This is a genomic window from Paenibacillus sp. MAHUQ-45 (assembly GCF_058133325.1).
This window is the reverse complement of sequence record NZ_JBYUPV010000005.1, coordinates 1695-27783: the sequence shown is the minus strand read 5'-3', so window position 1 is coordinate 27783 and position 26089 is coordinate 1695. Positions and strand designations below refer to the sequence as shown.

At 47.9% G+C, this 26089-nt stretch carries 23 protein-coding genes; 4 read left to right on the top strand and 19 right to left on the bottom strand.

Going from position 1 to position 26089, the window contains the following annotated elements; genetic code table 11:
- On the bottom strand, positions 1–2203 hold a 2203-nt coding region (locus AC3Y23_RS12855), incomplete at its 3' end, for an NHL domain-containing protein (RefSeq protein ID WP_379199415.1).
- 361 nt (positions 2204–2564) lie between these two features.
- On the bottom strand, positions 2565–3521 hold the full coding sequence (locus AC3Y23_RS12850) for a tRNA dihydrouridine synthase (RefSeq protein ID WP_379199977.1): 957 nt from the start codon (positions 3519–3521) through the stop codon (positions 2565–2567).
- Between the two features lie 511 nt (positions 3522–4032).
- Here AC3Y23_RS12850 and AC3Y23_RS12845 point away from each other — a divergent pair.
- Positions 4033–5013: a homoserine kinase gene (locus AC3Y23_RS12845; protein ID WP_379199413.1), complete on the top strand. Its 981-nt coding sequence runs from the start codon at positions 4033–4035 to the stop codon at positions 5011–5013.
- A 133-nt stretch (positions 5014–5146) separates the two neighbouring features.
- Here the strand turns inward: AC3Y23_RS12845 and AC3Y23_RS12840 are convergent, their stop codons facing one another.
- From AC3Y23_RS12840 to AC3Y23_RS12830, 3 genes are read right to left on the bottom strand one after another with little or no spacing between them, the layout of a single operon-like run.
- Positions 5147–6187 carry a hypothetical protein gene (locus AC3Y23_RS12840; RefSeq protein WP_379199411.1) on the bottom strand — a complete coding sequence of 347 codons (1041 nt, stop codon included), beginning with the start codon at positions 6185–6187 and terminating at the stop codon, positions 5147–5149.
- Positions 6188–6247: 60 nt separating this feature from the next.
- Complete coding sequence (locus AC3Y23_RS12835; protein ID WP_379199409.1) at positions 6248–6640, bottom strand: RidA family protein; 393 nt, start codon at positions 6638–6640, stop codon at positions 6248–6250.
- A complete protein-coding gene (locus tag AC3Y23_RS12830) occupies positions 6637–8484 on the bottom strand; it encodes a hypothetical protein (RefSeq protein WP_379199407.1) in 1848 nt (615 codons plus the stop codon). The genes AC3Y23_RS12835 and AC3Y23_RS12830 overlap by 4 nt, the downstream gene beginning before the upstream one ends.
- A 597-nt stretch (positions 8485–9081) precedes the next feature.
- Between AC3Y23_RS12830 and AC3Y23_RS12825 the strand changes: the two genes are divergently transcribed.
- A complete protein-coding gene (locus AC3Y23_RS12825) occupies positions 9082–9717 on the top strand; it encodes a TetR/AcrR family transcriptional regulator (RefSeq protein ID WP_379199405.1) in 636 nt (211 codons plus the stop codon).
- Positions 9718–9888: 171 nt separating this feature from the next.
- Here AC3Y23_RS12825 and nrdR read toward each other — a convergent pair whose 3' ends face one another.
- Positions 9889–10365 carry a transcriptional regulator NrdR gene (gene nrdR, locus AC3Y23_RS12820; protein WP_379199403.1) on the bottom strand — a complete coding sequence of 159 codons (477 nt, stop codon included), beginning with the start codon at positions 10363–10365 and terminating at the stop codon, positions 9889–9891.
- Positions 10366–10530: 165 nt separating this feature from the next.
- Here nrdR and AC3Y23_RS12815 point away from each other — a divergent pair, with 165 nt between their 5' ends.
- Positions 10531–10749 (top strand): alpha/beta-type small acid-soluble spore protein, encoded by a 219-nt coding sequence (locus tag AC3Y23_RS12815; protein WP_066374239.1) that lies wholly within the window; start codon positions 10531–10533, stop codon positions 10747–10749.
- Between the two features lie 72 nt (positions 10750–10821).
- On the opposite strand, the gene AC3Y23_RS12810 is transcribed toward AC3Y23_RS12815, so the two are convergent.
- The 13 genes from AC3Y23_RS12810 to AC3Y23_RS12750 all read right to left on the bottom strand — a co-directional run bounded on the left by AC3Y23_RS12810 (position 10822) and on the right by AC3Y23_RS12750 (position 25031).
- Entirely contained in the window at positions 10822–11385 is a 564-nt protein-coding gene (locus AC3Y23_RS12810) for a lytic transglycosylase domain-containing protein (RefSeq protein WP_379199400.1), read from the bottom strand.
- Positions 11382–11978: a dephospho-CoA kinase gene (gene coaE, locus AC3Y23_RS12805; protein WP_379199398.1), complete on the bottom strand. Its 597-nt coding sequence runs from the start codon at positions 11976–11978 to the stop codon at positions 11382–11384. The genes AC3Y23_RS12810 and coaE overlap by 4 nt, the downstream gene beginning before the upstream one ends.
- A gap of 9 nt (positions 11979–11987) precedes the next feature.
- Entirely contained in the window at positions 11988–12752 is a 765-nt protein-coding gene (locus tag AC3Y23_RS12800) for a manganese efflux pump (RefSeq protein ID WP_379199396.1), read from the bottom strand.
- A 195-nt stretch (positions 12753–12947) separates the two neighbouring features.
- Positions 12948–13793, bottom strand: a complete 846-nt coding sequence (mutM, locus tag AC3Y23_RS12795) for a DNA-formamidopyrimidine glycosylase (RefSeq protein ID WP_379199394.1) — start codon at positions 13791–13793, stop codon at positions 12948–12950.
- 50 nt (positions 13794–13843) lie between these two features.
- On the bottom strand, positions 13844–16510 hold the full coding sequence (gene polA / locus AC3Y23_RS12790; protein WP_379199392.1) for a DNA polymerase I: 2667 nt from the start codon (positions 16508–16510) through the stop codon (positions 13844–13846).
- A gap of 167 nt (positions 16511–16677) precedes the next feature.
- The gene (phoU, locus tag AC3Y23_RS12785; RefSeq protein ID WP_379199390.1) at positions 16678–17337 is read right to left on the bottom strand and encodes a phosphate signaling complex protein PhoU; all 660 of its coding nucleotides are present in this window, start codon (positions 17335–17337) and stop codon (positions 16678–16680) included.
- Positions 17338–17401: 64 nt separating this feature from the next.
- Entirely contained in the window at positions 17402–18157 is a 756-nt protein-coding gene (gene pstB / locus AC3Y23_RS12780; protein WP_379199388.1) for a phosphate ABC transporter ATP-binding protein PstB, read from the bottom strand.
- Between the two features lie 118 nt (positions 18158–18275).
- Positions 18276–19004, bottom strand: coding sequence for a response regulator transcription factor (locus AC3Y23_RS12775; protein ID WP_379199386.1), 729 nt, complete (start codon positions 19002–19004; stop codon positions 18276–18278).
- 120 nt (positions 19005–19124) lie between these two features.
- The gene (pnpS, locus tag AC3Y23_RS12770) at positions 19125–20918 is read right to left on the bottom strand and encodes a two-component system histidine kinase PnpS (RefSeq protein ID WP_379199384.1); all 1794 of its coding nucleotides are present in this window, start codon (positions 20916–20918) and stop codon (positions 19125–19127) included.
- Positions 20919–21113: 195 nt separating this feature from the next.
- Entirely contained in the window at positions 21114–21503 is a 390-nt protein-coding gene (locus tag AC3Y23_RS12765) for a VOC family protein (protein ID WP_379199382.1), read from the bottom strand.
- A 101-nt stretch (positions 21504–21604) separates the two neighbouring features.
- Positions 21605–23242 (bottom strand): fumarate hydratase, encoded by a 1638-nt coding sequence (locus tag AC3Y23_RS12760; protein WP_379199380.1) that lies wholly within the window; start codon positions 23240–23242, stop codon positions 21605–21607.
- 207 nt (positions 23243–23449) lie between these two features.
- On the bottom strand, positions 23450–24319 hold the full coding sequence (locus AC3Y23_RS12755; RefSeq protein ID WP_379199378.1) for an SDR family oxidoreductase: 870 nt from the start codon (positions 24317–24319) through the stop codon (positions 23450–23452).
- Positions 24320–24602: 283 nt separating this feature from the next.
- Entirely contained in the window at positions 24603–25031 is a 429-nt protein-coding gene (locus tag AC3Y23_RS12750) for a hypothetical protein (RefSeq protein ID WP_379199376.1), read from the bottom strand.
- 554 nt (positions 25032–25585) lie between these two features.
- On the opposite strand from AC3Y23_RS12750, the gene AC3Y23_RS12745 reads away from it, so the two are divergent.
- Positions 25586–25795, top strand: a complete 210-nt coding sequence (locus AC3Y23_RS12745; protein ID WP_379199374.1) for a hypothetical protein — start codon at positions 25586–25588, stop codon at positions 25793–25795.
- Positions 25796–26089: the final 294 nt, after the last annotated feature.

Below are 26089 nucleotides of genomic sequence, written 5' to 3'. Positions count from 1 at the left end.
GCGTTTCAATCATAGTCGAGGACACTTTTACCACTAGATGATTCCCGGTTCCTGGCGTTACATTTGGGATTCCTGTTGTCCCCGGCCCAGTGCCTGGACGTGGAACTGGTACAGGCTCAAAACTTGGTGCAGGCACCTTCACTTCTTTGGTCCATTTTGCATATAACGTAACATCTTCCGTCACAATATCTGTAGCGAAAGTCCACGCATTCTCAAGCGTTGCTTCCTTATACCAGCCCCCAAAGGTGTAATCTGTCCGGGTCGGCACTGTCGGCGCACTGATGGTTGATCCTTCAACCACTTTCTTAAGAGCCGCTACTGCAGAACCACCTTGCGAATCAAAATGTACGTTGTATGTGGGCAGTTTTTTCGAAAACCAATCAACATATAGCGTCATATCAGACAAGACGGAGATTGTTAAACCTGGTACATATCGGTTCCCCTGCCCATCCGCCTGCACATTCCAACCGTCAAATTCTTTTCCTGGTGGAGCAATAATTCCTGTGCCTTCCGGTAATGGCCATGACTTTTCTCCTTTAAGCACCGTCATAGGAGGCGGAACGGTACCCGTGGCTCCATTCAAGTCAAAAGTGATGGTATACACTTCGAACCACATGGCATATAACGTAATGTTTGATGTCAAATAGGGGATGCGAACTCCTGGCGAATACCGCTGTCCGGTTCCATCCTCCTTGGTACTCCAACCGCCAAAGGTCTTTCCTGTCGGTCCTGTGAATCCCGTGTTATTTGGCAACGGTGGTGAAATAGGTTCGTCGCCTATCTTTATGGAAGACGGTACTGTACCTGTTCCTCCATTTAAATCAAAGGTGACGGTATAAGCATTGCTAAACTTGGCATACAGTCTAATGTCTGATGTCACGTTGCTGATGCTTGCATTCGCTTCATAGCTAGTTCCGCTTCCATCTGCTTTAGTACTCCAACCGTCAAAGTTCTTCTTTCCTGCCGGTCCGGTTAATCCCGTGCCATTCGGCAGCGCTGGTGAAGCTTGTCCTGGGGACACCGTCATGGGATCAGGCACTGTGCCTGTTCCTCCATTTGAACTAAAGCTAACGGTGTAGCCGTCAGCCACCTTTCGAATTCGTTGGTTTAAAGTATCTGAAATGTAAACAGTTCCACTCTTGTCCACTGCTATGCCCTGCGGTATAAATAATTTAGCAGAGGTTGCCGGTCCACCGTCTCCCGAATAGCCGCCCGTAATACCTCCTGCTATCGTGCTGATCTTCCCGGATGTCACATCTACTTTCCGAACCTGATTTCCATCCAGGATGTACAGATTGTCATTACTATCCTTAGCAATTCCTCGGGGACCTACTAATTGGGCTAACGTCGCATCTCCACCATCTCCCGTACTGGCACTAGTACCATCGCCTGCTACCGTACTGATCTTCCCCGACGTATCTACCTTTCGTATACGAAAAGTATTATTATCTGCGATATACATATTGTCATTGATATCAAAAGTCATTCCATATGGATATGCTAATTTAGCAGAGATCGCATCTCCTCCATCGCCTACGTCGCTGTAACCATCGTATTCTCCCGCACCTGCAACAGTGCTCATTGCGCCTGATTTATCGACTTTTCGAATTCGATGGTTATACGTATCTGCTATGTACAGATTCCCGCTACTGTCAAAGGCTAATCCATGCGGCTCGTTCAATTTGGCAGAGGTCGCGAGCCCTCCGTCTCCTGCATAGCCTAAAGAACCATTACCAGCTACCGTGCTGATATTCCCTGACTTATCAACTTTCCGAATTCGCTCGTTACTTGTATCAGCAATATACAGGTTATCGCTGCTATCCACAGCTAAACCTGTAGGATAGCTCAATTTGGCCGATTTCGCTGGTCCATTGTCTCCCGAATAGCCCGAGGTACCCGTTCCCGCAACCGTACTGATGATCCCTGATTTATCCACTTTACGGACTCTATTATTTTGGGAGTCTGCAATATACAGATTCCCGGCGCTGTCAAAAGCTAGTCCTTGTGGGTTATAAAATCTGACGAGAGGTAAATTCGCTTCCACTCCGTCTCCCATATAGCTAGTTTCACCATTACCCGCTACTGTAGTGATGATGCCACTACTTGCAGCATGGGCTTTTTCGCCAGACAGTGCAGGCAGCATTTCCGCGATGAGCAGGAACACCAGTACACAAGCTATAATTTGCTTTGCTTTTTGTCGCATTTCTTTGCCTCCTTGTAGCATGCTTCGTGTAATGTAACTCACATTCGATCCAAGAGATTGCATATAGATAGTTTCTTCATACCCGCAGCCATTGTTCCAACATTATCGAGATGATCGTCTAAATAAGAAAAGTTCATCTCTAGATCACCATCATGTCCTATTCCTCCCTATTCTTTATCGCAATATATTCTAGCAAGCGCTTCTCACAAATTTCTCACAAATTATCGAGTGCTGTCGAAATAACAAAAAAAGCAGGGCTAATAAACATCGCCACCTAAACTGACCACGTGAAGTGAGACAAGATATAATGCGCATTCAAGAAATTGTGAAAATAAAAAAAACGGCATTTCTGCCGTTTGTGTTAGTTCTTAGTGACTTCTTCATTTATATTCTCTTCAATCAAAGCATCAGCATTCTTTTCAAAAGCATTAAGAAGCTTACGCACTTCATCCGTTGACTTCGTGCTCATCAATTGATTGCATAGTTCACTAGCCCCTCGGAATCCTTTGACATAGATCTTAAAAAATCGTAGAAGTGCTCTAAACGGACGTAACGTTAATTCTGGTGCATATTTGTCATGAAGATCCAGATGCAATCTTAGAAGCTCAAGCAAATCATCACTGCTATGTTCCCTCGGCTCTTGTTCAAAAGCAAACGGATTATGAAAAATACCTCTCCCGATCATTACCCCATCCACACCATATTGCTCAGCAAGCTTTAAGCCCGTTTCTCGATCAGGAATATCCCCATTGATTGTCAAAAGGGTGTCTGGTGCTATGCGATCACGAAGCTCCTTAATTTCCGGAATCAGTTCCCAATGTGCATCTGCTAAGCTCATTTCCTTTTTTGTACGCAGATGAATAGACAGATTAGCAATATTTTGATTTAGAATATGGGTTAGCCAAACCCGCCATTCCTCTATATCGTAGTAGCCAAGCCTAGTTTTTACACTGACTGGTAATCCTCCCGCTTTTGCAGCTTGAATAATATCTGCCGCAAGATCTGGACGCAGAATAAGGCCGCTTCCCCTACCTTTTCTGGCAACATTGTGCACGGGGCAACCCATATTGATATCCACACCTTTGAAACCAAGCTTGGCCATATCAATACTCATTTCCTTGAAATATTCAGGCTTGTCCCCCCAAATATGTGCCACCATTGGTTGTTCATCTTCCGTAAATGCTAAACGTCCCCGTACACCATAACGCAATTTAGGATGACAATAGCTCTCCGTGTTTGTAAATTCCGTAAAAAATACATCAGGTCTAGCTGCTTTACTTACTACCTGCCGAAAAACAATATCCGTTACATCTTCCATTGGTGCAAGTATAAAAAACGGCCGAGGTAAATCACGCCAAAAATTATTTAACACTACTTACTCAATCCTCTCACTATAGATCCAACGTATTTATTTTAACATAGTTACGAAATTCAACAGTCCCACCGTAGTACCATGGATACATAGTATAACATCTCTTCTCTTTTTTACGAACAATCTAATCAAGACTTTAGACAGATATCGCATACAGTTTTAGTTTTATTACTGCATTCGTATAGCAAGTGCTGTAATAACTGTTAATAGCAATCGACCAGTTGTACTAAAAAATCGATACGCGAACGTTGTTACCCCCGATTCCATTATCCAACTGCTTCGTCATTGAAACTTTGAGGTTGTTGAGCGTCCGGTCCGATCACGATCGAGGAGCTGTGCGAGGCTAGCCATAATGGTGAGCTGGAGGAAGCTTTCTGTACGGCGAGTATAATCAAGACAAAGAAATGACCCTCAAGCAAAATTGGCTTGGGATCATTTCTTTATTTTATATTGCCCTATGATTCATGTTTCGCCCCTGCACACTCTATTTGACAAAGAACAGCTATTTGAAACGATAGCCACTTTATACCCAATCGGACAACCAATAAACACCCGCTTCCTATCCAACGGCCTGAATGACACTTATGCAGTCGACACCGAACAAGGAAAATATATTTTGCGCATTTATAAGCATCAATGGAGAACTGAAGAAGAGATCCGCTTTGAACTGGATCTTTTAACTTACTTAAAAGGATGCGGCCTCCCGATTTCCTATCCGATTGCCAGACATGACGGGCATTGGCTGACAGAGCTTCACGCGCCGGAGGGGCAGCGTTTTGCAGTTTTGTTCACCTTTGCGGAAGGGATAGGCAAGGTTGACCCTACCACCAGCGTACTCTTTGGAAAATCTGTCGCTCAGCTTCATCAAGCGATGGATCACTATACGCCGAAGCATGAACGCTTCCAGCTAAATGCACAGCATTTGCTTAGCGAACCGCTCAAGCAGCTGCTTCCATTTCTACAGCATCGCCCGGCTGACGTGCAATTGGTACAGGAAATCTCTGGCCGATTGGAAGCTCGGCTGGCAGCTGCTTCAGGCCAAAGCTATGATTGGGGAGCATGCCATGGTGATCTTCATGGCTGGAATGTATTTTATGAAGCCGACGGCAGCCTGACCCATTTTGATTTTGACTGCTGCGGATTTGGGTGGCGCGCATATGATCTGTCTGTATTTTTATGGGACCGCATCCACGGCGATCCCGATAGCCGCAGCTACGAGGACGAATGCTGGCGTCTATTCCTTGAAGCTTATACCGAGGAACGTCCCTTAAGCGAGGAGGATCTTGCGATGATTCCCGTGTTTGTCGCAGCTAGACAAATATGGCTCATGGGTCTGCATACCAGTCGAAGCGCTATATGGGGAGCCTGGCAGGATGATGGTTATTTTGACGGAAAGCTCAAGTTTCTTGCTTCGTGGGTGAAAGCTCATCAGTTGTAACGCGCCTTACAGACCAGAAGCAGCCCGCTGACTCTGGTCTGTTTTTACCACCAAATACAATAAACTACACCGATCCTCATAGCACACCCTGGTTCAATGCTGCTTCATTGTCATCTTTTAACGAAATCAGGAGTTAACGCTTATTCCTTTTCCAGATCCAAATCTGGCATGTCAGAAGACCTGCCCCCACCAATACATCGATAAAAGTAACAAAAATAAAGTTAAATGGGTAACCGCCCATTTTGGATATATAATAGATCGTGAATGACAAAATGCAAATGGACCCTATTGTGAACAGAAAACTTTTCTTAAAATAAAGCGCAAGCACTGCCGCTATCACCGTCAACAAAACGACTGAGCCAAGCACCATCAGATTGTGGTCCTTCTCTATGTTCGTAGGAAAAAGCAGGCGTTTCGGGACGATGTATGAGAAATACCAGTCCTCACTAGGCAGTTCATTAAAAACTGCTTTATACGTAGTCGGCCCCGTCTGCTCCATCAATAAATTCGAATGCAGCTTGCTGTCAGGCGAATACAGCTTCACTTCCAGCTCGACCTGTGGCTTCCCTTCCCAAAACTCAGCAGGCGTCAAATAGTACAAGTGCGAATAAATCATATTAATAACGCCCTTATCATACATGCCGCCTTGCTCCACATAACGAACAACGATATGTTTTGTCTCACCCTCTTTGAAAGATAAGGGAAACCGTGTTCCTTGTGCCTGGCTATGACCGCCCTCATAGCGAGATAGGACTAATTCCTTGCCACTTAAAGGCTCTATGACTGTATTTTTCACCAGAGGCTTCCAGTTTACCGGTCGTAATTCAGGTGCCAGACTCGTTGGAATAAGCTCGTCTCCTTCTGATACGGTTAATGACTCTCTAGATGGCGTCAGAAATAAAACTTCAATATCCTTGTTTGTACCGTTTTTATTATGGAGTTCATATTCCACGCTTACTTCAGCACTGTTTCCATAGTCATTGGAACCTTTGGACATCGTATAAACAATCTTCTCACGAACCAAGCTAATATTGGACTGCTCATCCAGCCTCAGAAGACCATAACCATCAGCCGGAAAATATAACGGTCCTCCATTAGCAATGACTGTAGCCGGCATCAGCATACTTAAAAGGAAAACAACCAGCAGCACGTAGCGAATGTTTCTATGTGGCATGGGAATATCCTCCCTTCATGCTTATTTCAAATTTAATACTCCATATAATTATTTTACCATCTATAGTTTGGAACACTCAATCACAAAAGACATATCCGCAAGGGATATGCCTTTCAGAAGATCTGAACAGCCATTCAACACCTTATGATGTTCTTCAAATTCACCCGTTGCGTTGACAAACCCTTGGATTTTCACCACCCGTTTAACCTTATCGAGCGAACCGATAAAATCTTTGACGACAGCTAAAATCTCCAGTCCAGTCTCGCGTGCATACCTATATCCTTGTTCTGTTGTGAACTTCTGACCTAACTTCCCTTTAGCTTTGCTTGAAGGTCCTTTACCAGATACAAACAAAAATCCATTAACCAACACACAATTGGCGTATTTAGCAGCAGGTTCACTCGCAGAAGGCAACACGATCCCAGCCTGCCTCAATCGATTCTCCACAGTCATTTAGTTCGACCATAGAAAAATGAATACCCATCCGACACCCCAAGCTTGTCTGCCTCCGTCTCATCCACCAGCTTAACTGCTTTCAGCAGCGATACAATTTGTGAATGCATGAGTTTCACGTCAAATTTGTCCATCTCTCTGTTCTCACTATTCATCAGCAAATAATCCGGCATGGGAATGAACCCAAGCACAGGAATACCTGCTTCAAAAAGAGGTTGGCTCTCTCCGAATTCAAACTTGTTATGTCCGCGTAGAATTACAGTCCGTGCATTCTCTCTCTGCTCAACAGCCTTCTGCCAGATCGCCGCCATCATCTCATTACCTGCATAGGTATATTCTGTACTTATACGTCCCGTCGGGCCATACTGCCCCGTGTCGTCGTCCTTCCATTCCATGCTGCCTAGATGCTCGACCGTAATTCCGGCTACAGCTTTCATATGGCCGTTCTCGCCATCCCACAGCTCACGGTGCCCCTCCATCCAGGTGGACGTCGCCTGAGAAGTCCCTTTGAACTCCGGCAACCGGAAATGTCCGGTCACAAAAGCAAAGATCATCGTTCGCTCCGGCTGCTCCTGCTGCAAGTAACGAATCATGGACAGCATGCCTACGGCGCCATTCTCCTCCACGACATTTACACCATCCGTATGAGTGTTGATGATGATTGCTTCATCTTTATTTTTCCCGTTAATTTTTACATAAAAAGATTCCGTCGGTGCGTTTTTTTGCTCCTCTGCTTCTAAAATCACTGTACCTTCTTTATGCTCCTTAGCTGCGCTAATCACCTTTTGCCCCTCTGAATCATTGACCCAGACCGCTGGGATTCCAGCATAGGCGTCCGTAAAAGGCACATATTGCTTTTCAACCTTCTCGTCCGATACCTCTTTCCAGACTAAAACAACAGCTTTCACGCCCATTTCTTTCGCTAGCTCCAACTTAGCTCCTTTTAAGGCCGTAGTGAGAACAAGATCGCCTTCGCTTGGTGCGATTCTGTTCTGCTGTGGCGATGTTTCCCGCATGTTCATCACAATACCGATCGGAAAATCCTTCAGATTTTCGATTTCTACGACTGCAATTTTGCCGCTGGCCTCTTCATACTCACCACGCTCCGTGTATACCAGTTCCCCCGTCACACCCTTCTCGTCCGTCTCCCCGGAATAAGGAAAAGCTGAAGAGACATGAATCGGCTGCTGATCAATAAGCAAAGAGCTGCTCTTTTCTTCCCATCGGTCAAAAGTATATTGATCACGGTACACGGTCAGCCCCATATTCGTTACCTGCTGCTCCAGCCATGCAATAAACTTATTGTGACCTTCTGAGCCGGTGGTACGGCTTCCAAAGGAGTTCATCATTTCAATATCCTGTAGCATCACTGCTGCCGAATCCAGTTTATGTTCGTCAATGGTGGCCGTAACATTCGCTGCTAATGCCACAGGCTTAGTAATAGGCTTCGCATAAATTCCAATAATCCAAAATGCAGTAACGATAAGAACAACAACACTAAATAACAATTTTCGAACTACTAGAAACGCAGTGACTCTTCTTCTTACCGATTGTCCTAAAAGTCCTCTCCATACGCCCGCCACAATCAGCAGAAGGATAGAAAGTGCAAGCAGCCAGAACTCCTTGGTCAGCAAAAATAAACCTTCTGTTACTATGGCGCTGATCACCAGCACATGCAGCTTCTCACGTTTCTTTAGAAGTAGATATGAAATGCCTAATTCAACCAGCAAAATGATAATCGTCGTTATAGAGATTACTGTTTCTTTGCCTATAAATACGGTAGCACAGAATGCCAGGATCAACAGCAGCACTGCTGACCCTCGTCTGTATAAGTTCATTAACATGATGCCCTCCCAATTTAACTATATAGAACGCATAAAAAACAAACATATATAAGATAAACAAAAGAAAGTAACAAAAAGCGAGAAGGAACAAAGTGGAATGGTCGGAAATGTAGGAGCGAAAGCGATCGCCAAGCTCCCGTCGACAGCCTCAGCCGTGCCCAGATTTTAACCGCTAGAAGCGGATTAATCGAAGAAATCTGAAGACAACAAACAGCGACCGGAAGTCCAAATATTCACCGTAATGACGACCGAAAATTAAGTGAGGATCTTAAGTTCGGATCGAAGCGTAATTAAGGGCATTTTTGCACCTTAAATCCTCTGCAGCGAGGGGTTAGTGGAAATTAAGTGCAATATTGCACCTTAAATCTTCCAGAAGTACCTCTCCAGCGTGTTTTTCCGAAAAATAAGGTGCAAAAATGCCCTTATTTCCCTCATTTGCCCATATCAAAGGAAAATAAGGTGCAAAAATGCCGTTAGTTGAGGAGGGAGCCCCTCATCTTCGCTTTTTAGGGTTAGTTCCTCCCACTAGGCTTACCTAACAACAATTTTGACATTACATTTGTAACGCCATATGGTTTAAGCATATTGAAAAGAATCATGAAAAACAATAAAAGTAACGCCAGAACGTACAAATGGAGGGGAAATGTCATCGCAAATCATGAATTATACAGTCCGAACACATCTAAGCATTCTTCCAATAAAGAAACCAATCGCTTGACCAGAGAAGCCATCTGCACAGCATTAGTCTTCTTGATCCAGGAGCAGCCCTTTAGCAAAATCAGCATCACTGACATTGTGAAGCGCGCCGGGGTCTCTCGAACGGCCTACTACAACAATTATTCCTCCAAACAGGATATCTTGGTGGATTTAGTCGATTCGCTTATTTTTGAGATTAATCAAAAGCTCTTGCCTTACACCAATGAATTAACAGGAAAAGCCAAAGAACCTGAGAAGTTTATCAGCGTGCTTTTTGAAGTGATTTATGAGCAACGCAATATCTACAGAGCCCTTCAAAGTGCCAAGTTAGATTACATCATTTTAGATTGCTTGAATGAAATGATGCTGTCTAACGCGCATGACACAACCGACGAAAATAAGTACCGTATATACTTTAAAGCCGGGGCGCTATATAATGCTCTCGCCAAATGGATTGGGTCCGACTTCGCAAAATCCACCAGCGAGATGACCCGAATTAGTCTCCACATTTACCATACTCCGATGTCCGAGGAATAACATGTACGCTCAATAATTGAATTTATCTTTCATTGGTGAAAAAACCAAATAGCCCGCCACAAGTTAATGTGGCGGGCTATTTTTCCAATTATCTAACATCTTAGTCGCTCCTAAAGCCTGCAGAAGTTATCTCCAATTAAGCAGCGATTCCGCAAGACTCCCCCTATATGCCTAGATGCTATCCAACTCACCCGTAGTCTTGGAGAGCAGGCCCTTCAGTTCCTTCATAAACATATTGATATCCTTGAACTGACGGTACACGGAGGCAAAGCGGACATATGCTACTTCATCGACCGGATAGAGCTGCTCCATCACGAGCTCACCGATCTGGCGGCTCTCGATTTCGGCCAGGGCGATGCCGCGCAGAGTCTTCTCAACCTCTGATACGATGACCTCCAGGCGCTCTACAGGCACAGGGCGCTTCTCACAGGCGCGAATCAATCCGCGGAGGATTTTATCACGGCTGAATTCCTCGCGGCTGCCACCCTTCTTAATCACGATGAGTGGAGTCTCTTCGATCATCTCAAACGTTGTGAAACGCTTGCTACAGCGCTCACACTCTCGCCTACGGCGGATGGACTTATTCTCGTTGGCCGGACGTGAATCAAGCACCTTGGTATTTGTATGATCGCAGTAAGGGCATTTCATAAGCTTAATCACTTCCTTTTGCAAAATAGTGTGCGTCCCGTTCCGGTACACATCTGGCTAATTAGAGCCCGATACTTTTTTCCATAAATCACCGTTTGTTTGATGTTATGAATATGCCAAGTCCGGCACATAATACAGTTACCAACCGATAGGAGGTGAACAGCAATGGGCCAAAACAACAACTCCAACAACCTGGTAGTTCCTAATTCCCGTGCAGCTTTGGAACAATTGAAATACGAAGTTGCTCAAGAATTGGGTATCACGCTTTCTGCAGACGGATACAATGGCAATAAAACTTCTTACGAAAACGGTTCGATCGGTGGTTACATCACTAAACGTCTTGTAACTCTGGCTGAACAACAACTGGCAGGTCAAGTTCACTAATCTGCCTATAGCTTGACTAAAGAAGTATTAAACGGCTCACGGGCTGTTTAATACTTCTTTTGATATATATAGCTAAAATCCCTTGTAGATATCCATGTACTGGTTATGATAATAAATCACCCGCTGCACATAATGACGCGTCTCTCCAAACGGGATATCCTTCACATTCTCCTCCGTGCCGTCCCAGGTCCCTTGCTTCAGCCAGTTCTGGACGTTACCCGGACCGGCATTATAAGCAGCGATGACCGCCGTAAGATTGCCGTCAAACTGACGGGACAGCGAGGATAGATACCAAGTCCCCAGCTCAATATTGACGGACGGCTCATGCTTCAGTCGATCCAGCGAGACATCGGGGAGCTTGGCCTTTTCCATGGCCCATTTAGCCGTATCCGGCATCAATTGCATAAGACCAATCGCCCCTTTTTTCGACTCTTTTCCAGTCTTGAAGTTTGTCTCCACCCGGATAATCGCCGCTACAAGGAACGGATCAATCTCGTAGGTCGTGCTGTGCTCACGGATCTCTTCTTTATATTGAATCGGATAAAACCACGACATCCAGTTCGTGCTGAGGAACAGTATCGCTGTAAAGCCGATGAACAGGAGTAGCAGGACTCTTTTTTTGCGCAGCCAGCTCATGACAACCCCAGCCTGTCCCACAAAGCAAGAACCTGGGCCTCAGTATGCTCAAGATCCCTGCTGTTGTCAATGACGTAGCTCGCTCTGCCCGTCTTCTCCTGAAGATCCATCTGCGATTGCAGACGACTCTCCGCTTGCTCCTGTGTAAGACTGTTCCGTTCCATTAACCGCGCCAACTGAATCTCACGGGGCACATATACTACAATAATGTCCTGAAAAAGACCTTCCAGCCCTGACTCAAACAGCAGCGGAATATCTACCACAATCAGCGTCTCCGGCGCTTCCTGCTCCATGCGGTACATCCGATCCTTGATCTCCTGACGAATCGCCGGGTGGGTCAGGCCATTCAGCTTCTGGCGGGCCTCAGGCTCATGAAAGACAATGTTCCCGAGCTTCGCTCTGTCGAGCGTACCATCCGGGTACAGAATATCCTCTCCGAAATGTTCAACGACGGCAGCCAGCACCGGGTGTCCGGGTAGCATCACTTCTCTGGCGATGACATCGGCATCTACCAGTTGTGCTCCCTTGTTCACCAGCAGTGCTGACACTGTGCTTTTTCCAGATGCAATACCTCCGGTTAAGCCCATGATCATGTACTCACCTCATAACAGCTTCATTATTCCCATTACAATCAACATTAACGCAGGCAGGACAGCGGCATGACTCATCCAGGAGCTGCCAGCGAACCTGAATCCTGTCTTCATCCCCATGATCAGAAAACTGCCGCTGAACAACGCAATCGTCACCGCAGTCCAACCCGGGTTGAACCCCAGCAGTGCGGCACCCAGTCCTGCACCGAACGCATCCAGCGACAAAGCGATTCCAAGTACCATGGCCTCTAGCGGCGAAATGCTTCCCGAAGCATCCAGATCCGCAGAGGAAGGGGTGCGCAGGATCTGGACCACGATGCCGAGCCGCCGCAGCTCCAGTGAGTATACCGCCGGTTTCACTGGCTGAGCGAGGTCATCATCATAACCTTCCGAATCAGCAGCCACCTCTCCATATTCGTCTTCGGACGAGAGCCCAGAGATATTGACTGCGGAGATCCGCGCGGTGTCCTCTTCCTGCTGCTGTGCACTCAGATCCTCTTTCTCCTTCTGGATCAGCGATTGAATCAGTGACCAGCAGCCCATCAGGATAAGGATAACTGCACCTACTCTCGAAGCGATACTGGGCGATACCACCTGTGCCAGCAATACGCCAACCTGCATGGAGACATAGATGACGATGCCAGAACATAACGAGATTATCAGGATCGAGAGCAGCGGTATTTTCATTTTTCGCAAACCATATGTAATGCCTACACCAAATCCATCCAGACTCAGGGCCAACGCCAATAACAGCAATGATAAAAATGGGCTGAGCACCCGCAATCCCTCCCGTGAAGAACCGTCCGACCGAGTAAGATTACACAGGCAGAACGTTCGCTTGATTAGAGCATTCTTCACACAGTATATGGGCGGGACGAATTGAGGGTGTCAACCATCTGCAGCTTGGGATGAAGTTCAATGTAAAACCTAGAGAACTCAGGCAAGACCCGGCAAGCCGGTTAAAAGAATTGATTACTTAGCCTGAACTGAGCTAACACGCTGGCAGTTAGGACAATAATGCGTCCCACGGCCGCCGACTACGCTCTTCTCAATCAATGTTCCACAGACGGCACATGGCTGGTCCTTACGGCCGTAGATCAGCAATTGCTGCTGATAGGTACCGCTCTCCCCTTGGCCGTTCACATATGATTTGACAGAGGAGCCACCAGCATTGACGGCTTCCGTAAGCGTGGATACAATCGCATGATGCAACTTGTCGAGCTGTTCCCGGCTCAGCGCTTTAGGGCTGTCCTCCGGGTGAATACCCGCACGGTGCAGCGATTCATCTACATAGATATTCCCAATGCCAACCACATATTCCTGATTCAGCAGCAGGGATTTGATTTTGGTGCTTTTGCCAGACACAATCTTCCTGAATCGTTCCGGGGTAAAAGAAGGCTCCAGTGGCTCATCTCCCAGCTTATTTAGCGGCGGCAGACTGAGGTCCTCCCCTGGTTGGAACAGGTGCATGGTGCCAAATTGGCGCACGTCTGTATACCGCAGCTCGGTGCCATCTGTAAAATGGAAAATGACATGTGTATGCTTGTCCAGCGGTTCATCACTGCCATGCAGCCCGTAGCGGCCTTCCATCCGTAGATGGGAGACCAGCACAAGACCGTCCAGCAAAATCCGCAGAAACTTACCTCTACGCTCCACACTTTCAATGGTATGACCCGCCAGCATATGGGCAAAGGCCATGGTATCGTCCGGGCGCTGGATAATCCGCGCCAAGCGGACAGTGACGTGCTGTATCTGCTTTCCTTTGACTAATTCGTTAAGTGTTCTCTTCACTGTTTCTACTTCCGGTAATTCCGGCATAGTTCTCACCTCAACTCCATTATACCGGATATCAGAGGCACGCGGGGGTTCTATTTCGCCTCATACCAGTTACTTCCATAACTTACCTCTGCCTTGAGCGGTACCGAGAGTTGTAGTGCGCCTTCCATCACCTCAGGCAGCAGCACCTTCATCAGCTCCAGCTCCTCCTCCGGCACCTCGAACACAAGCTCATCGTGTACCTGCAGCAGCATGCGGCTCTTCAATCCGCGTTCGAATAACGCTTTGTCCATGTGGACCATCGCCAGCTTGATAATATCTGCGGCTGTACCCTGAATCGGTGTATTCATTGCTGTACGCTCCGCGAAGGAGCGCAGATTGAAATTGCTGGCATTAATCTCCGGCAGATAACGACGGCGTTCCAACAGTGTGGTAACATAGCCATTCTTCCGTGCTTCCACCACAATCTCATCCATATAACGACGCACACCCTGGAATACTTCAAAATATTGCTCGATGAATCGGGCAGCTTCCTTCCGCGGAATATTAAGATTCTGCGATAGGCCGTAATCGCTGATGCCATAAACGATACCGAAGTTTACTGCCTTGGCGGAGCGGCGCATGTTGCTATCCACTTGTTCGGCGGTCACGCCAAAGACATCCATCGCGGTCTTCGTATGAATATCCATGTCATGTAGAAAAGCGTCCTTCAGCCGCTCATCGTCAGAGATATGCGCCAGGACCCGCAGCTCGATCTGGGAATAGTCCGCGGCCAGAATCGACCAGCCCGGCTCCGAAGGGACAAATACTTTGCGGAGCTTGCGTCCTTCCTCCAAGCGGATCGGGATATTCTGCAAGTTCGGGTACTGACTGCTGAGTCGGCCAGTTGCCGCAATCGTCTGGCGGTAGAACGTATGAACTTTGCCCGTGTCTGGTGAAATTTCCTTGAGCAACCCTTCCACATAAGTGGATTGTAGCTTGGCAATTGTCCGGTATTGCAGGATCAGCCGCACAACATCATGATAAGGGGCTAGCTTCTCCAACACCTCGGCATCCGTAGAGTATCCGGTCTTCGTCTTCTTGACGACAGGCAGCCCCAGCTTCACGAACAGAATCTCGCCAAGCTGCTTCGGTGAATTCAGGTTGAATTCCGTTCCGCAGATCTCATAAATCTCTGCGACAAGTTTAGCGATCTGAGCTTCGAATTCCTTGCCGAGCTCCTTCAGATCCTCCTTGTTCACGGCAATCCCTTGTTTCTCCATATCGGCCAGAATGCGTGAAAGAGGCATCTCCAGATCGTCGAACAAGCCGTTCATAGCTGTCTTGTCCAGTTCCTTATCCTGCTTCTGAACAATGCCGAGCACTGCTGCACTCTTCCGCGCGACATGATGGCCCAGAACCTCAAGCTCTGGCACCTTGTATTTAGCGCCTTTGCCGAATACACTTTCGTCCGTAGCCAGGCGTGGCAGGCCGTACTTAGCCGCAAGGTCGCTCAAATCCTGATTAGCTTCCGTAGGATCAAGCAAATAGGCTGCCAGCTGTACATCCTTCGCCGCCCCGGCAAAAGGAATGCCTTGCCAGTGCAGGGCCAGATCGGCGCGATGCAAGTCGTAGCCGCTCTTCGGGGTATGCTCGTCCCCCAGCCAATCCCGCAGCTTCGCAGCAGCCGGACTTTGCAGCAGAGCAAATGGCACATAATAATGCCGATCCAGCGACGATAGCCCGATGCCAATCACTTCGGCACGGTGCGGATTGTCCCCGTTCGACTCCACATGTAGTGCAGAGATACCCGGCAGTGCTGTAATCAAATCGCCCAGTTTATCCTCGCCTACGATGGTAATCTCAAGCTCAGCCTCCTGCGCCTCCGCAGATTCTTCTCCTTCTGAAGCAGGCGCGCTGCCGCTCAGTGACAAGCGTTCCAGCAGTGATTTGAATTCCAGCTTTGCCAGCGCCGGGCCTGCAGTCTCGCGGTTTAGCCCTGTGAAGACCATATCTTCCCAGCCATGCTCCAGCGGGACTTCACGGTAGATCGTCGCCAGCTTCTTACTCATGATGGCATCATCCGCATGAGCTTCCAGCTTCTCCTTCATCTTGCCTTTCAGCTCTCCGGTGCCTGCGATAACCCCTTCCACGGAGCCAAATTGATGCAGCAGCTTCAGTGCAGTCTTCTCGCCAACACCTGGTACGCCAGGAATGTTGTCACTGGCATCACCCATCAGCCCTTTAAGATCAATAATCTGTTCCGGTGTCAGATCATATTTCTCACGAATCTGTTCCGGACCGTACAGCTCAATTTCAGTAACACCTTTGCGGATCAAGGCAACGGTTGTATGTTCCGAAGCCAATTGCAGCATATCCTTGTCCCCCGAGACGATCATGACCTCACGACCCGCTTCGTCTGCCTGTCGGGAGATACTGCCGATAATATCGTCGGCCTCATAGCTCTCAATCTCGAACTGAGGCACGCCGAGGTTGCGTAACAGGTCTTTCAGCAACGGGAACTGTTCAGACAGCTCCGGCGGCGTTTTTTGCCGGCCGCCCTTGTACTCCTGATACCCCTCATGACGGAACGTGATCTTGCCCGCATCGAAGGCCACGATCATATGAGTCGGTTTATGTTCCTCAATCAGACGCAACAGCATCGTTGTGAACCCGTACACGGCGTTCGTCTGCTGTCCGGCCGTATTCGTTAGAGGAGGCATTGCAAAAAATGCCCGGTAAATAACGTTATTACCATCTATAAGAATCAATTTTTCCATTGTTGCACCCACCCTTTTATGTTGCATACTTTCACCATTTTAACATATGGCCGTACGAAGACGAAACGATTTCGCCTTTCACTGAAAGGAGATCTGTAAATAGAACAAACGCCGGCGGGGGCCGGCGTTCATAAAGGTTCATCTATTCTGTATTCCCGTATTAACGATTATTGATTCAGATCAGGGCGTTTACCTGTAACCAGATATACTACACTTTCACCAATGTTGGTGGCATGATCGGCAATCCGTTCGATATAACGGCCCACCAGCGTCAGCAACATCACCTGATTCAGTGCATCCGGTTTCTCTGTCAAGAAACTGTACAGTTCAGTGATCATCGCGCTATAGAGGTGGTCAACCTGATCATCGTCTTGAGCCATTTTGTAGGCCAGATCCGTGTTCTCATCCAGATAAGCAACGATCGATTCCTTGATCATTCCATTGACAATCTCAGCCATACGCGGGATGTCTACCAGTGGCTTGATCAATTGTTGTCCCTGAATGCGCATCGTAACCTTGGCGACATCAATCGCCAGATCGCCCATCCGCTCGAGATCGCTCGATATTTTGAAAGCAACGATAATGCGACGCAGATCCTTGGCAACTGGCTGCTGAGTAATGATCAATCTAGATCCGATCTCCATAATCCGGTCTTCCATGGCATTAAGGCGCAAATCAGCCTTCACAAGTTCCTGAGCCCGCGTAGTATCGAGGTTCTGCAGAGCGGAAATCGCACCTTCGAGCGCATTTGTAACATGCTCACTCATCTGCTGCAGCAGACTGCGCAGTTCTTCCAAGTCCTTATCAAATTCTTTTCTTTGAATCATATCCAGAGCGATCCTCCTCAGGTGGTATGTGAGATGTCACTTCAAGTCCCGCATGATCAGCAGATTAACCGAAGCGTCCCGAAATATAGTCTTCCGTGCGTGAATCCTTAGGGTTCGAGAACAGCAGCTCTGTATCTGCCGCCTCTACAATCACACCATTCAGGAAGAATACTGTTCGTCCTGAAGTGCGTGCCGCCTGATGCATGTTATGTGTAACCATAACGATCGTATACTTGTCCCGCAGTTCCTGTACCAGCTCTTCAATCTTAAGTGTGGATACCGGATCGAGTGCTGAGGTGGCTTCATCCATGAGCAGGATGTCAGGCTGCACAGCGAGTGCTCTGGCAATGCAGAGACGTTGCTGCTGTCCCCCAGATAGACTAAGCGCGGATTTCTTCAGGAAATCTTTGACTTCCTCCCAAAGAGCAGATTGACGCAGACTCTGTTCTACGATGCCATCCAGCTCGCTCTTCGAACGGATTCCGTGCAGACGAGGACCGTAGGCCACGTTGTCATAAATGGACTTTGGAAAAGGATTGGGCTGTTGGAATACCATGCCGACCTGCTTGCGCAAGCTTTCCACTTCAACTTCGTCACTATAAATATCTTGACCGCTGATCTTAACCTTACCTTCAATACGTGTTCCAGGAATCATATCATTCATTCGGTTTAAGGTACGCAAAAGCGTAGACTTACCACAGCCGGAAGGCCCGATAAAGGCAGTAACCTGTTTCTCCGGGATCTGTAGCTCCACATTCTTTAGCGCATGAAAAGATTCATAATAGAGATCTAATTTCTCTATGTCAATGATGGATTTCATTAGTTTTGCGTCTCCTTCTCATCATCTTCGTACCTCATGATACCCGGGCAGTGTAAATAGAGTTGTGGAGAATTGTTAACGCATTGTAAAATAAGACGCAAAAAAGAACCCCCGTCAATTATATGACAGGAGCCCTTTTCTTATTCACAACAAGTTTATAGCCAACTCCACGGATCGAATCAATATGCACCGACTCGGGATCAAGCTCCAATTTTTTACGTAGAGAGCTGACATGCACGTCAACTGTCCGTTGTCCGCCGATATAGTCGAAGCCCCACACCGCGTTCATCAGATCGTCACGTGTAAGCACAACCCCCGGCTTACGAGCCAAATACAACAGCACTTCAAATTCCTTCGGACGCAGGTTAATGCTATGTCCACCAAGTGAAACCTCGTATCGCTCGGGATAAATCTCGAGTTGTCCCAAAATAATGGTGGATGCAGACGCCGTCGCTTCCGCCGGCACCTCTTCTGCCAGACCGGAAATCCGCCGCAGCACTGCGCTGACCCGTGCCAACAGCTCCGAGACGCCAAAAGGTTTTGTTATATAGTCATCAGCTCCGGATTTCAGTCCACGGACAACATCTTCTTCTGCATTTTTGGCGGTCAGCACAATAACCGGTGTACGGATGCCTTGACCACGCAATTTATCAAGGATGTCAATACCGTTCATTCCAGGCAGCATTAAATCCAGTACGATGAGGTCAAAGGGCTCTCGGGTCGCACGGTCATATCCTGCGGTTCCATGATCCTCTACCGTGACCTCATAGCCTTCCTGTGTCAGGTTGTAGGACAACAGGCGGGCCAGCGTCGGTTCGTCTTCAATGACAAGCAATCGTTGTGCCATAAGTTCCCCCGTATTCATATGTTTTAAATTTTACAAAACAGCAACAATGCCATCATATCACCAAAATGTTAACTTGGTGTAAAAAAGATAGAAACGCTCAGCGATTAATTGTACCTGCTCTTACCCTTCATGATCCTGAAGCAGCGGAAGTTCAACAGTAAATGTGCTTCCAATGCCAAGATCACTCTCAACACTGATATTGCCGCGGTGCAAATCCACGAGATGTTTCACAATGGACAATCCAAGACCGGTACCACCGGAACTTCTGGATCTGGCTTTATCCACCCGGTAGAAGCGTTCGAAGATACGCGGCAGATCCTTGCGTGGAATGCCCATCCCGGTATCGCTGACCGCAAAGATGACTTTCTCGGTGCCGTCGCCCTCCATCCGGTTAACAACGGTTACCTTCACATTTCCTCCGTCTTGGGTATAGTTGATGGAATTAGACAACAGGTTCATAAAGATCTGACGCAGCTTGTCTTCATCGCCCTCGATGAACAGCTCCGGCGGCACTGTGGCGCTGAGGCTAATATTTTTCTTCTCTGCTACTTTGCTCATCGTCTCTAGTACAGAGTCGAAGAATTCAATAACATGAACTGGCGAGCATTCCAGTTGAACGCGTTTGGACTCGATTTTGGATAATTCCAGAATATCACCAATCAGACGATTCAATCGTTCATTCTCATCATAGATAATTTGAAGGAACGAACGTGCGGTCTTCTCATCTGTAACGCCCCCGCCCAGCAAGGTCTCCGCAAAACCTCTAACTGCGGCTACCGGTGTCTTCAGCTCATGGGAGACGTTCGCCACGAACTCACTGCGCATTTTCTCCAAACGGCGTATATCCGTAACCTCTTGTAGCAGGAACAACATGCCCCTGTACGAGCCATCCTGCATCATCGGTACACCATCCAGCCGCACAATGCGCTCTGTCGGATTATAAATACTGCGCTCCTCATGAATCGGCTCCCTGCGGGAGACACCCTCATCCACCAGTTTGGTTAGCTCGTAATGACGCTTCAGCTCCTGGTAAGGCTGTCCGGCCATCTCGTTGTTGCTGACATCCAGCATACGCTCGGCAGCCCGGTTCAATAGCGCAATCTCGCCCTCTTCATTAACCATCAGGATGCCGCCGGTCATATTGTCGAGTACACTTTGCAGCAGATCCTCGTTATCACGGATCGTTTTGAGCTGGTTCTGCAAACTATCCGCCATGGCATTGATCCCTTTGGCCAACTGTCCAACCTCATCCTTACGCTTCATCGGCACTCGGGCGTCATAGTCCAGATCCGTGATGCGCCTTGCCACCCTCGTGATCTGTTCGATCGGCGAGGTCATGCTGGACGCCACCCTGTAACTGACAAAGGTAGCGGCGATGAACAGAAGGACAAGACCGCCAGCCATAATCATCCAGGCCCGGTTCAGCCCTTCGGTCACCGCATCCAGGGACATGGATAGACGAATATATCCGTGAAAACCTTGATCGGAATTAACGGCACCAGCAACATACATCATTGTTTTGTTCAAAGTATCACTATAACGAATGGCACGGCCTATGCCTTCCTTGGCAGCAAGCACCTCTTCCTCCCGATTGGAATGGTTGTCCATTTGCAGCGGATCTTTCTCCGAATCCCCGATTACCTTGCCATCCTTGGTGATGAAGGTAATTCTGGATTGAGTCAATCCTGCGATATGTCTAGCCTGCTCGGTGTAGTAGGTCATAGCATCCGGGCTATCCATTTCCCTGAATTGAAACGTGCCTGACAGTAATTTTATTTCCCGGGACATGTTCTCCTCGAGTGCAGAAATATGCGATTCTCGGAAGAGATGCGCCATCGTAAATCCGGCACCGATCATGGAGATCCCGATAAGTGTCATCAGTATGATTGTAAGCCGAATACGAAATTGTTTCATGAATTAGTTTCCTCTTTCTTTAACATAAGTTCTGTAAAAACAATCCTAACCTCATTTTTGTTAAAATACCAGTTCAATTCTGTTCATTATACAAGCTAAGTTTTAACGCAATGTAAAAACCAAAATAAAGAAGGACCTTCTCCGCAGAAAATCCTGCAGCGATGTCCTTCTTGCTTGTCCTCTACTGGGAGGCCCTTATTCTTGTGTACGAGTCGCGATAAACCACTGATTGCCATGGGGGTCTCTAATGCCGGCCCCCCGCTCACCGTATGGTTTATCCACCGGTTCATCAATAATGATCCCGCCAACCTCAAGACATTTTTGATAGGTCTGGTCCACGTTACTAACATAGAGATGAATGGTTTGCTGCACTGGCGGATACTTCTGATTGGCTTCGGATAATTCGATTATCGAGTCCCCGATGCGGAGTTCGGCATGCTTGATCCGCCCGTCGTCACTGCGCAGCATATCGATGATCCGGGCTTCAAAACAATGCACTACAAAATCCACCAAGCGGTCCGCATTAGATACAATAAAATAAGGTGTAATCGTCTGGAGCCCGTTCCTTACATAGTGTGGTGACATCTGTTTTCCTCCCCCGCAAATGAATAAGAAAGCCCGCTGAGTCCGTCGCTATGCGTGAGGCATCCACATATAACAAGGTTATCATCGGGCTATATAGAAACTTACTGGAATACCGGTTCCTTGAATTGGGCCAGCTTGGTTGCTGAATCCTTCTCTACATCAGCATGCAGACTGTTCCCATGAGCATCCATCGTCACGATCGCTGCAAAGCCGTCTACCTGCAGATGCCACATGGCTTCCGGAATGCCGAACTCCATGAAATCTACAGCGTTAACTTTCTTGATACATTCCGCATAATACTGCGCAGCTCCGCCAATGGCATTGAGGTATACACCACCATGCTCCTGTAGCGCCTGCAACGTTTTGGCCCCCATGCCACCCTTGCCGATAACAGCACGGATACCAAATTTCTTCAGAATCTCACCCTGGTAAGGCTCCTCGCGGATACTAGTGGTCGGGCCCGCCGCTTTCACATGCCAGCCTTCCTCATCCTTAAGCATAACCGGACCGCAGTGATAAATCACTGCACCATCGAGATCCACCGGCGCCTCGTGATCCATCAAATATTTATGCAGCGCATCACGTCCAGTGTGCATCTCGCCTGACAAAATGACCACATCTCCGACCCGCAGGCTGCGAACATCCTCTTCACTGATTGGCGTCGTAAGACGCACTTCACGTGAGCCGCTTGCAGATGTCCCAGAATTCACGCGTTCCACATCGCTACTTACTCCGTGACTTGAGGAGATCGCTGGCACAGAGACACTGCCCGCTTCGGAAGTCTCCGACAGAACCGCTACAGGAACTGCAGCCTCGGTGCCATCTTCCACAGAGATTCCTGTTCCACTCTCGTAGAGCCATTCTGTGATTCCGCCCGTAGCTGGATCGACCAACACCCCTTGCCGCCGGAAAGCCCAGCAGTTATAGGCAACAGAGACAAAGAAGCTGGCAGGAAGACGATTCATCACACCAACCTTGCAGCCCAGTAGCGTCACTTCCCCGCCAAAGCCCATCGTCCCAATGCCCAGCTTGTTGGCATTCTCCAAGATATAGTCCTCTAGCTTCTGCAAATCCTCCAACGGATTGACATCATCGACCTTGCGGAACAACTGTTTCTTCGCCAGTTCATAACCTGTTGTGCGGTCGCCGCCAATGCCAACACCGATGAATCCGGCACTACAGCCTTGACCCTGGGCTTGATACACCGCATGCAGAATGCATTTGCGGATGCCGTCAAGATCACGTCCAGCCTTCCCCAACCCTTCCAGCTCGGCAGGGAGGCTGTATTGAATATTTTTGTTTTCGCAGCCGCCACCTTTAAGAATGAGCCTGACATCTATGCCTTCTTCTTCCCATTGTTCAAAATGAATCACCGGCGTTCCGGCCCCAAGATTATCTCCGCTATTCTCCCCGGTGAGCGAGTCTACTGAGTTCGGTCGTAGCTTGCCATTCTTGGTCGCTCTCTGCACAGCACTGAAGATATCCTTCTTCATCTCGATCTGGTTGATCCCCACAGGTGTGTGGATGATAAAGGTAGGCATGCCTGTGTCCTGACAGATAGGCGAAACCTGCTGCTCCGCCATGCCGATATTTTGCGCAATCGTGGCAAGTGCCAGCCCCGAGCGAGTCGCACGGTCCTCAAGTGCACGTCCTTTGGCAACGGCCCGGCGAACATCACCCGGCAGATTCGTGGAGGTCTCTACAATCAGGTTATAAATACTGTCTTCAAATTGCTGCATGCTTCATCAGGCTCCTCTCAGTCCAGGTTGTCTCAGGTCTATTTATAATTAATATAATATCATATTAAGTCTCGGATGAAAGGGTTTACTTAAAATTTGACAGGTTGACCATCTATAATTCACGCCTCCCACTGCACATCAAAAAGCGCCTCTCCAAATCCTTTTTAAGGATAGGATAGACGCTCCTGTTATAACCTCCAAACATGCTTAGCCGTTAACAACCTCGCCACCGTTGACATGAATAACCTGTCCGGTCACATACGTGGAGTCGTCGGAGGCCAAATAGACATAAGCCGGTGCCAGCTCTTCTGGCTGTCCCGGACGTTTCATCGGCTGAGTGGACCCGAATTCACTGACCTGCTGCGCATCAAAAGTGGATGGGATCAACGGAGTCCAGACCGGACCAGGCGCGACCGCATTGACCCGAATTCCCTTGTCGGCCAAGTTGGCAGACAGCGAGCGGGTAAAGCTGAGAATCGCCCCTTTGGTAGACGAATAGTCCAGCAGCTGCGGGCTTCCGCGATAAGCGGTAATGGATGTCGTGTTGATGATGGTAGAGCCTTCTTTTAGATGCGGCATGGCTGCTTTAGTCAAATAGAACATGGAGAAAATATTCGTCCGGAACGTCCGCTCCAGCTGCTCAGAGGTAATATTCTCAATTTTATCCTGCGGATGCTGCTCTGCGGCATTATTGATGAGGATATCCAGTTTTCCAAGACCGTCCACAGACTTATTGATTAAATCCTGGCAGAAGGCCTCTACGCCGATATCCCCGGAGATCAGGATGCATTTGCGCCCCTCCTGTTCCACCTGGCGTTTGGTCTCCTCTGCATCCGAATGTTCATTAAGGTAGGAAATGACCACATCAGCCCCTTCCTTGGCAAAAAGAACTGCCACCGCGCGGCCAATTCCACTGTCTCCTCCAGTAATTAACGCTGCCTTGCCCAGCAGCTTGCCTGCTGCCTTATAACCCTTTGGCTCATACTGGGGACGTGGATTCATTTGACTCTCGATACCGGGCTGGCTTTGCTGCTCCTGCGGAGGTAAAGTCTTCTTGGGCTGCTTGCTATTTGTCATCTTCCCTGTCTCCTTTCGCTGTGCAATTGGATGTAATCTGATCGTCTTAGGATGACTCAAGGGTTCATGTTTATGCATCACTGACAGTTTTTCCAGCCTTTTCGTAATGTTATTTACCTCACTTCGGGTGAATCAAACATAGTTGATCAACAAGGGAGATTACAGTATTTATAATTTTCCATACCAAAAAGACCGTCTCTCGTCAGCCATTGCTCACAAGTAACGGTCTTTTATCCGCTTTCATTCTGTTCCATATATCGCAACTTGAGAAAACCTAACAGAACTAGATAATTTGGTTGTACACCATGAAGAATACCATCAATAACAGAACCACCGTTAACAACGCACTCAGAGTACGAATTTTCCCGGTCTCGCCCGAGACATCGCGATTCTCGCGCATACCAGCGGCGGCAAGACGCAACGGCTTGCTCATAATGCCCCCCAGGGCAAACATCGCCAGCAACAACACAACCACGATTATCATCCACGGTACGGAGTATTCGCCTTTAGTCATCATGTAACCACCAGTCAGCAGTTGAATGACCAATCCGTACTGGGCAAAACGATTAAAACCGCCAATCGCACTAAGCGTCCCTTCTTTGGCAGCCGGTGACAGCTTCTCCGCACGGCCAAGAATAAAAGGCAGCACTAGATAAAATCCCAACGCCAGAGTCCCGATCATATGTAAGAAAAACAAAACCTTCCAGTCCATAATCTACTTCCTCCCATATTCATTGTGATAAAAGTTATATCCTTATCAATTATACCCAATATCAATAGCCAAGAAAAGAATATTAGGATGAAATTGGAAGAGTGTTCGGTATAAAGGGACTGTTCTATATAAGACAAACTTAAGAAGCAAACGGAAGGCACGGTGTCACTACTTTAAGAACCGGACGGAAGGCACGATCGTCACAACTACGGACTGTTTGGACTTCCGGTCGCTGTTCGGCTGTTAGAGAGAGCTATCTTCTTTTAAAACAATTTAAAACCACCAAAATGCAAATAACAGCATTTTTGTACCCTAAATCGGACGCATCTGCGCCTCGGCTTAGATTAAGGGCAATTTTGTACGTTAAATCCTCAGTTCTATGTCTTAAAGGGATTTTCCCGGAAAATAGACTACAAAAATGCCCTTATATCCCTTATTATCCTCAAAAAGGGGGAATTAAGGTACAAAAATGCCGTTAATTGGGAATCAACTCCGGGTTGGATCCAGTCCATACTCCCGCATGGGGGGCGAGTTCAACTCACGCGTCACCCACGTTGGGGTCAGCATTTCAATCCACTCTCCCGTATGGGGAGCGACTTAGTGGTGATTTCGATGTTGCTTTCATATGTTATTTCAATCCACGCTTACGTATGGAGAGCGACCCGATCTACATTGATGATACGCCAGGAATGACCGTGATTTCAATCCACGCTCCCGTATGGAGAGCGACGCCACACCAGCCCAAGGCACACTATCAGCGTTGATTTCAATCCACGCTCCCGTATGGGGAGCGACGGAAAGTCCCTCCTGGAGTTGCAGATATTGTGGCATTTCAATCAACGCTCCCGTATGGGGAGCGACATTCAATGGGCGATCTGTTCAGTAACTTGACGTTATTTCAATCCACGCTCCCGTATGGGGAGCGACGTCAATAGACCAGTTCTGCCGTTCCGCAATATACTTATTTCAATCCACGCTCCCGTATGGGGAGCGACGTCAATAGACCAGTTCTGCCGTTCCGCAATATACTTATTTCAATCCACGCTCCCGTATGGGGA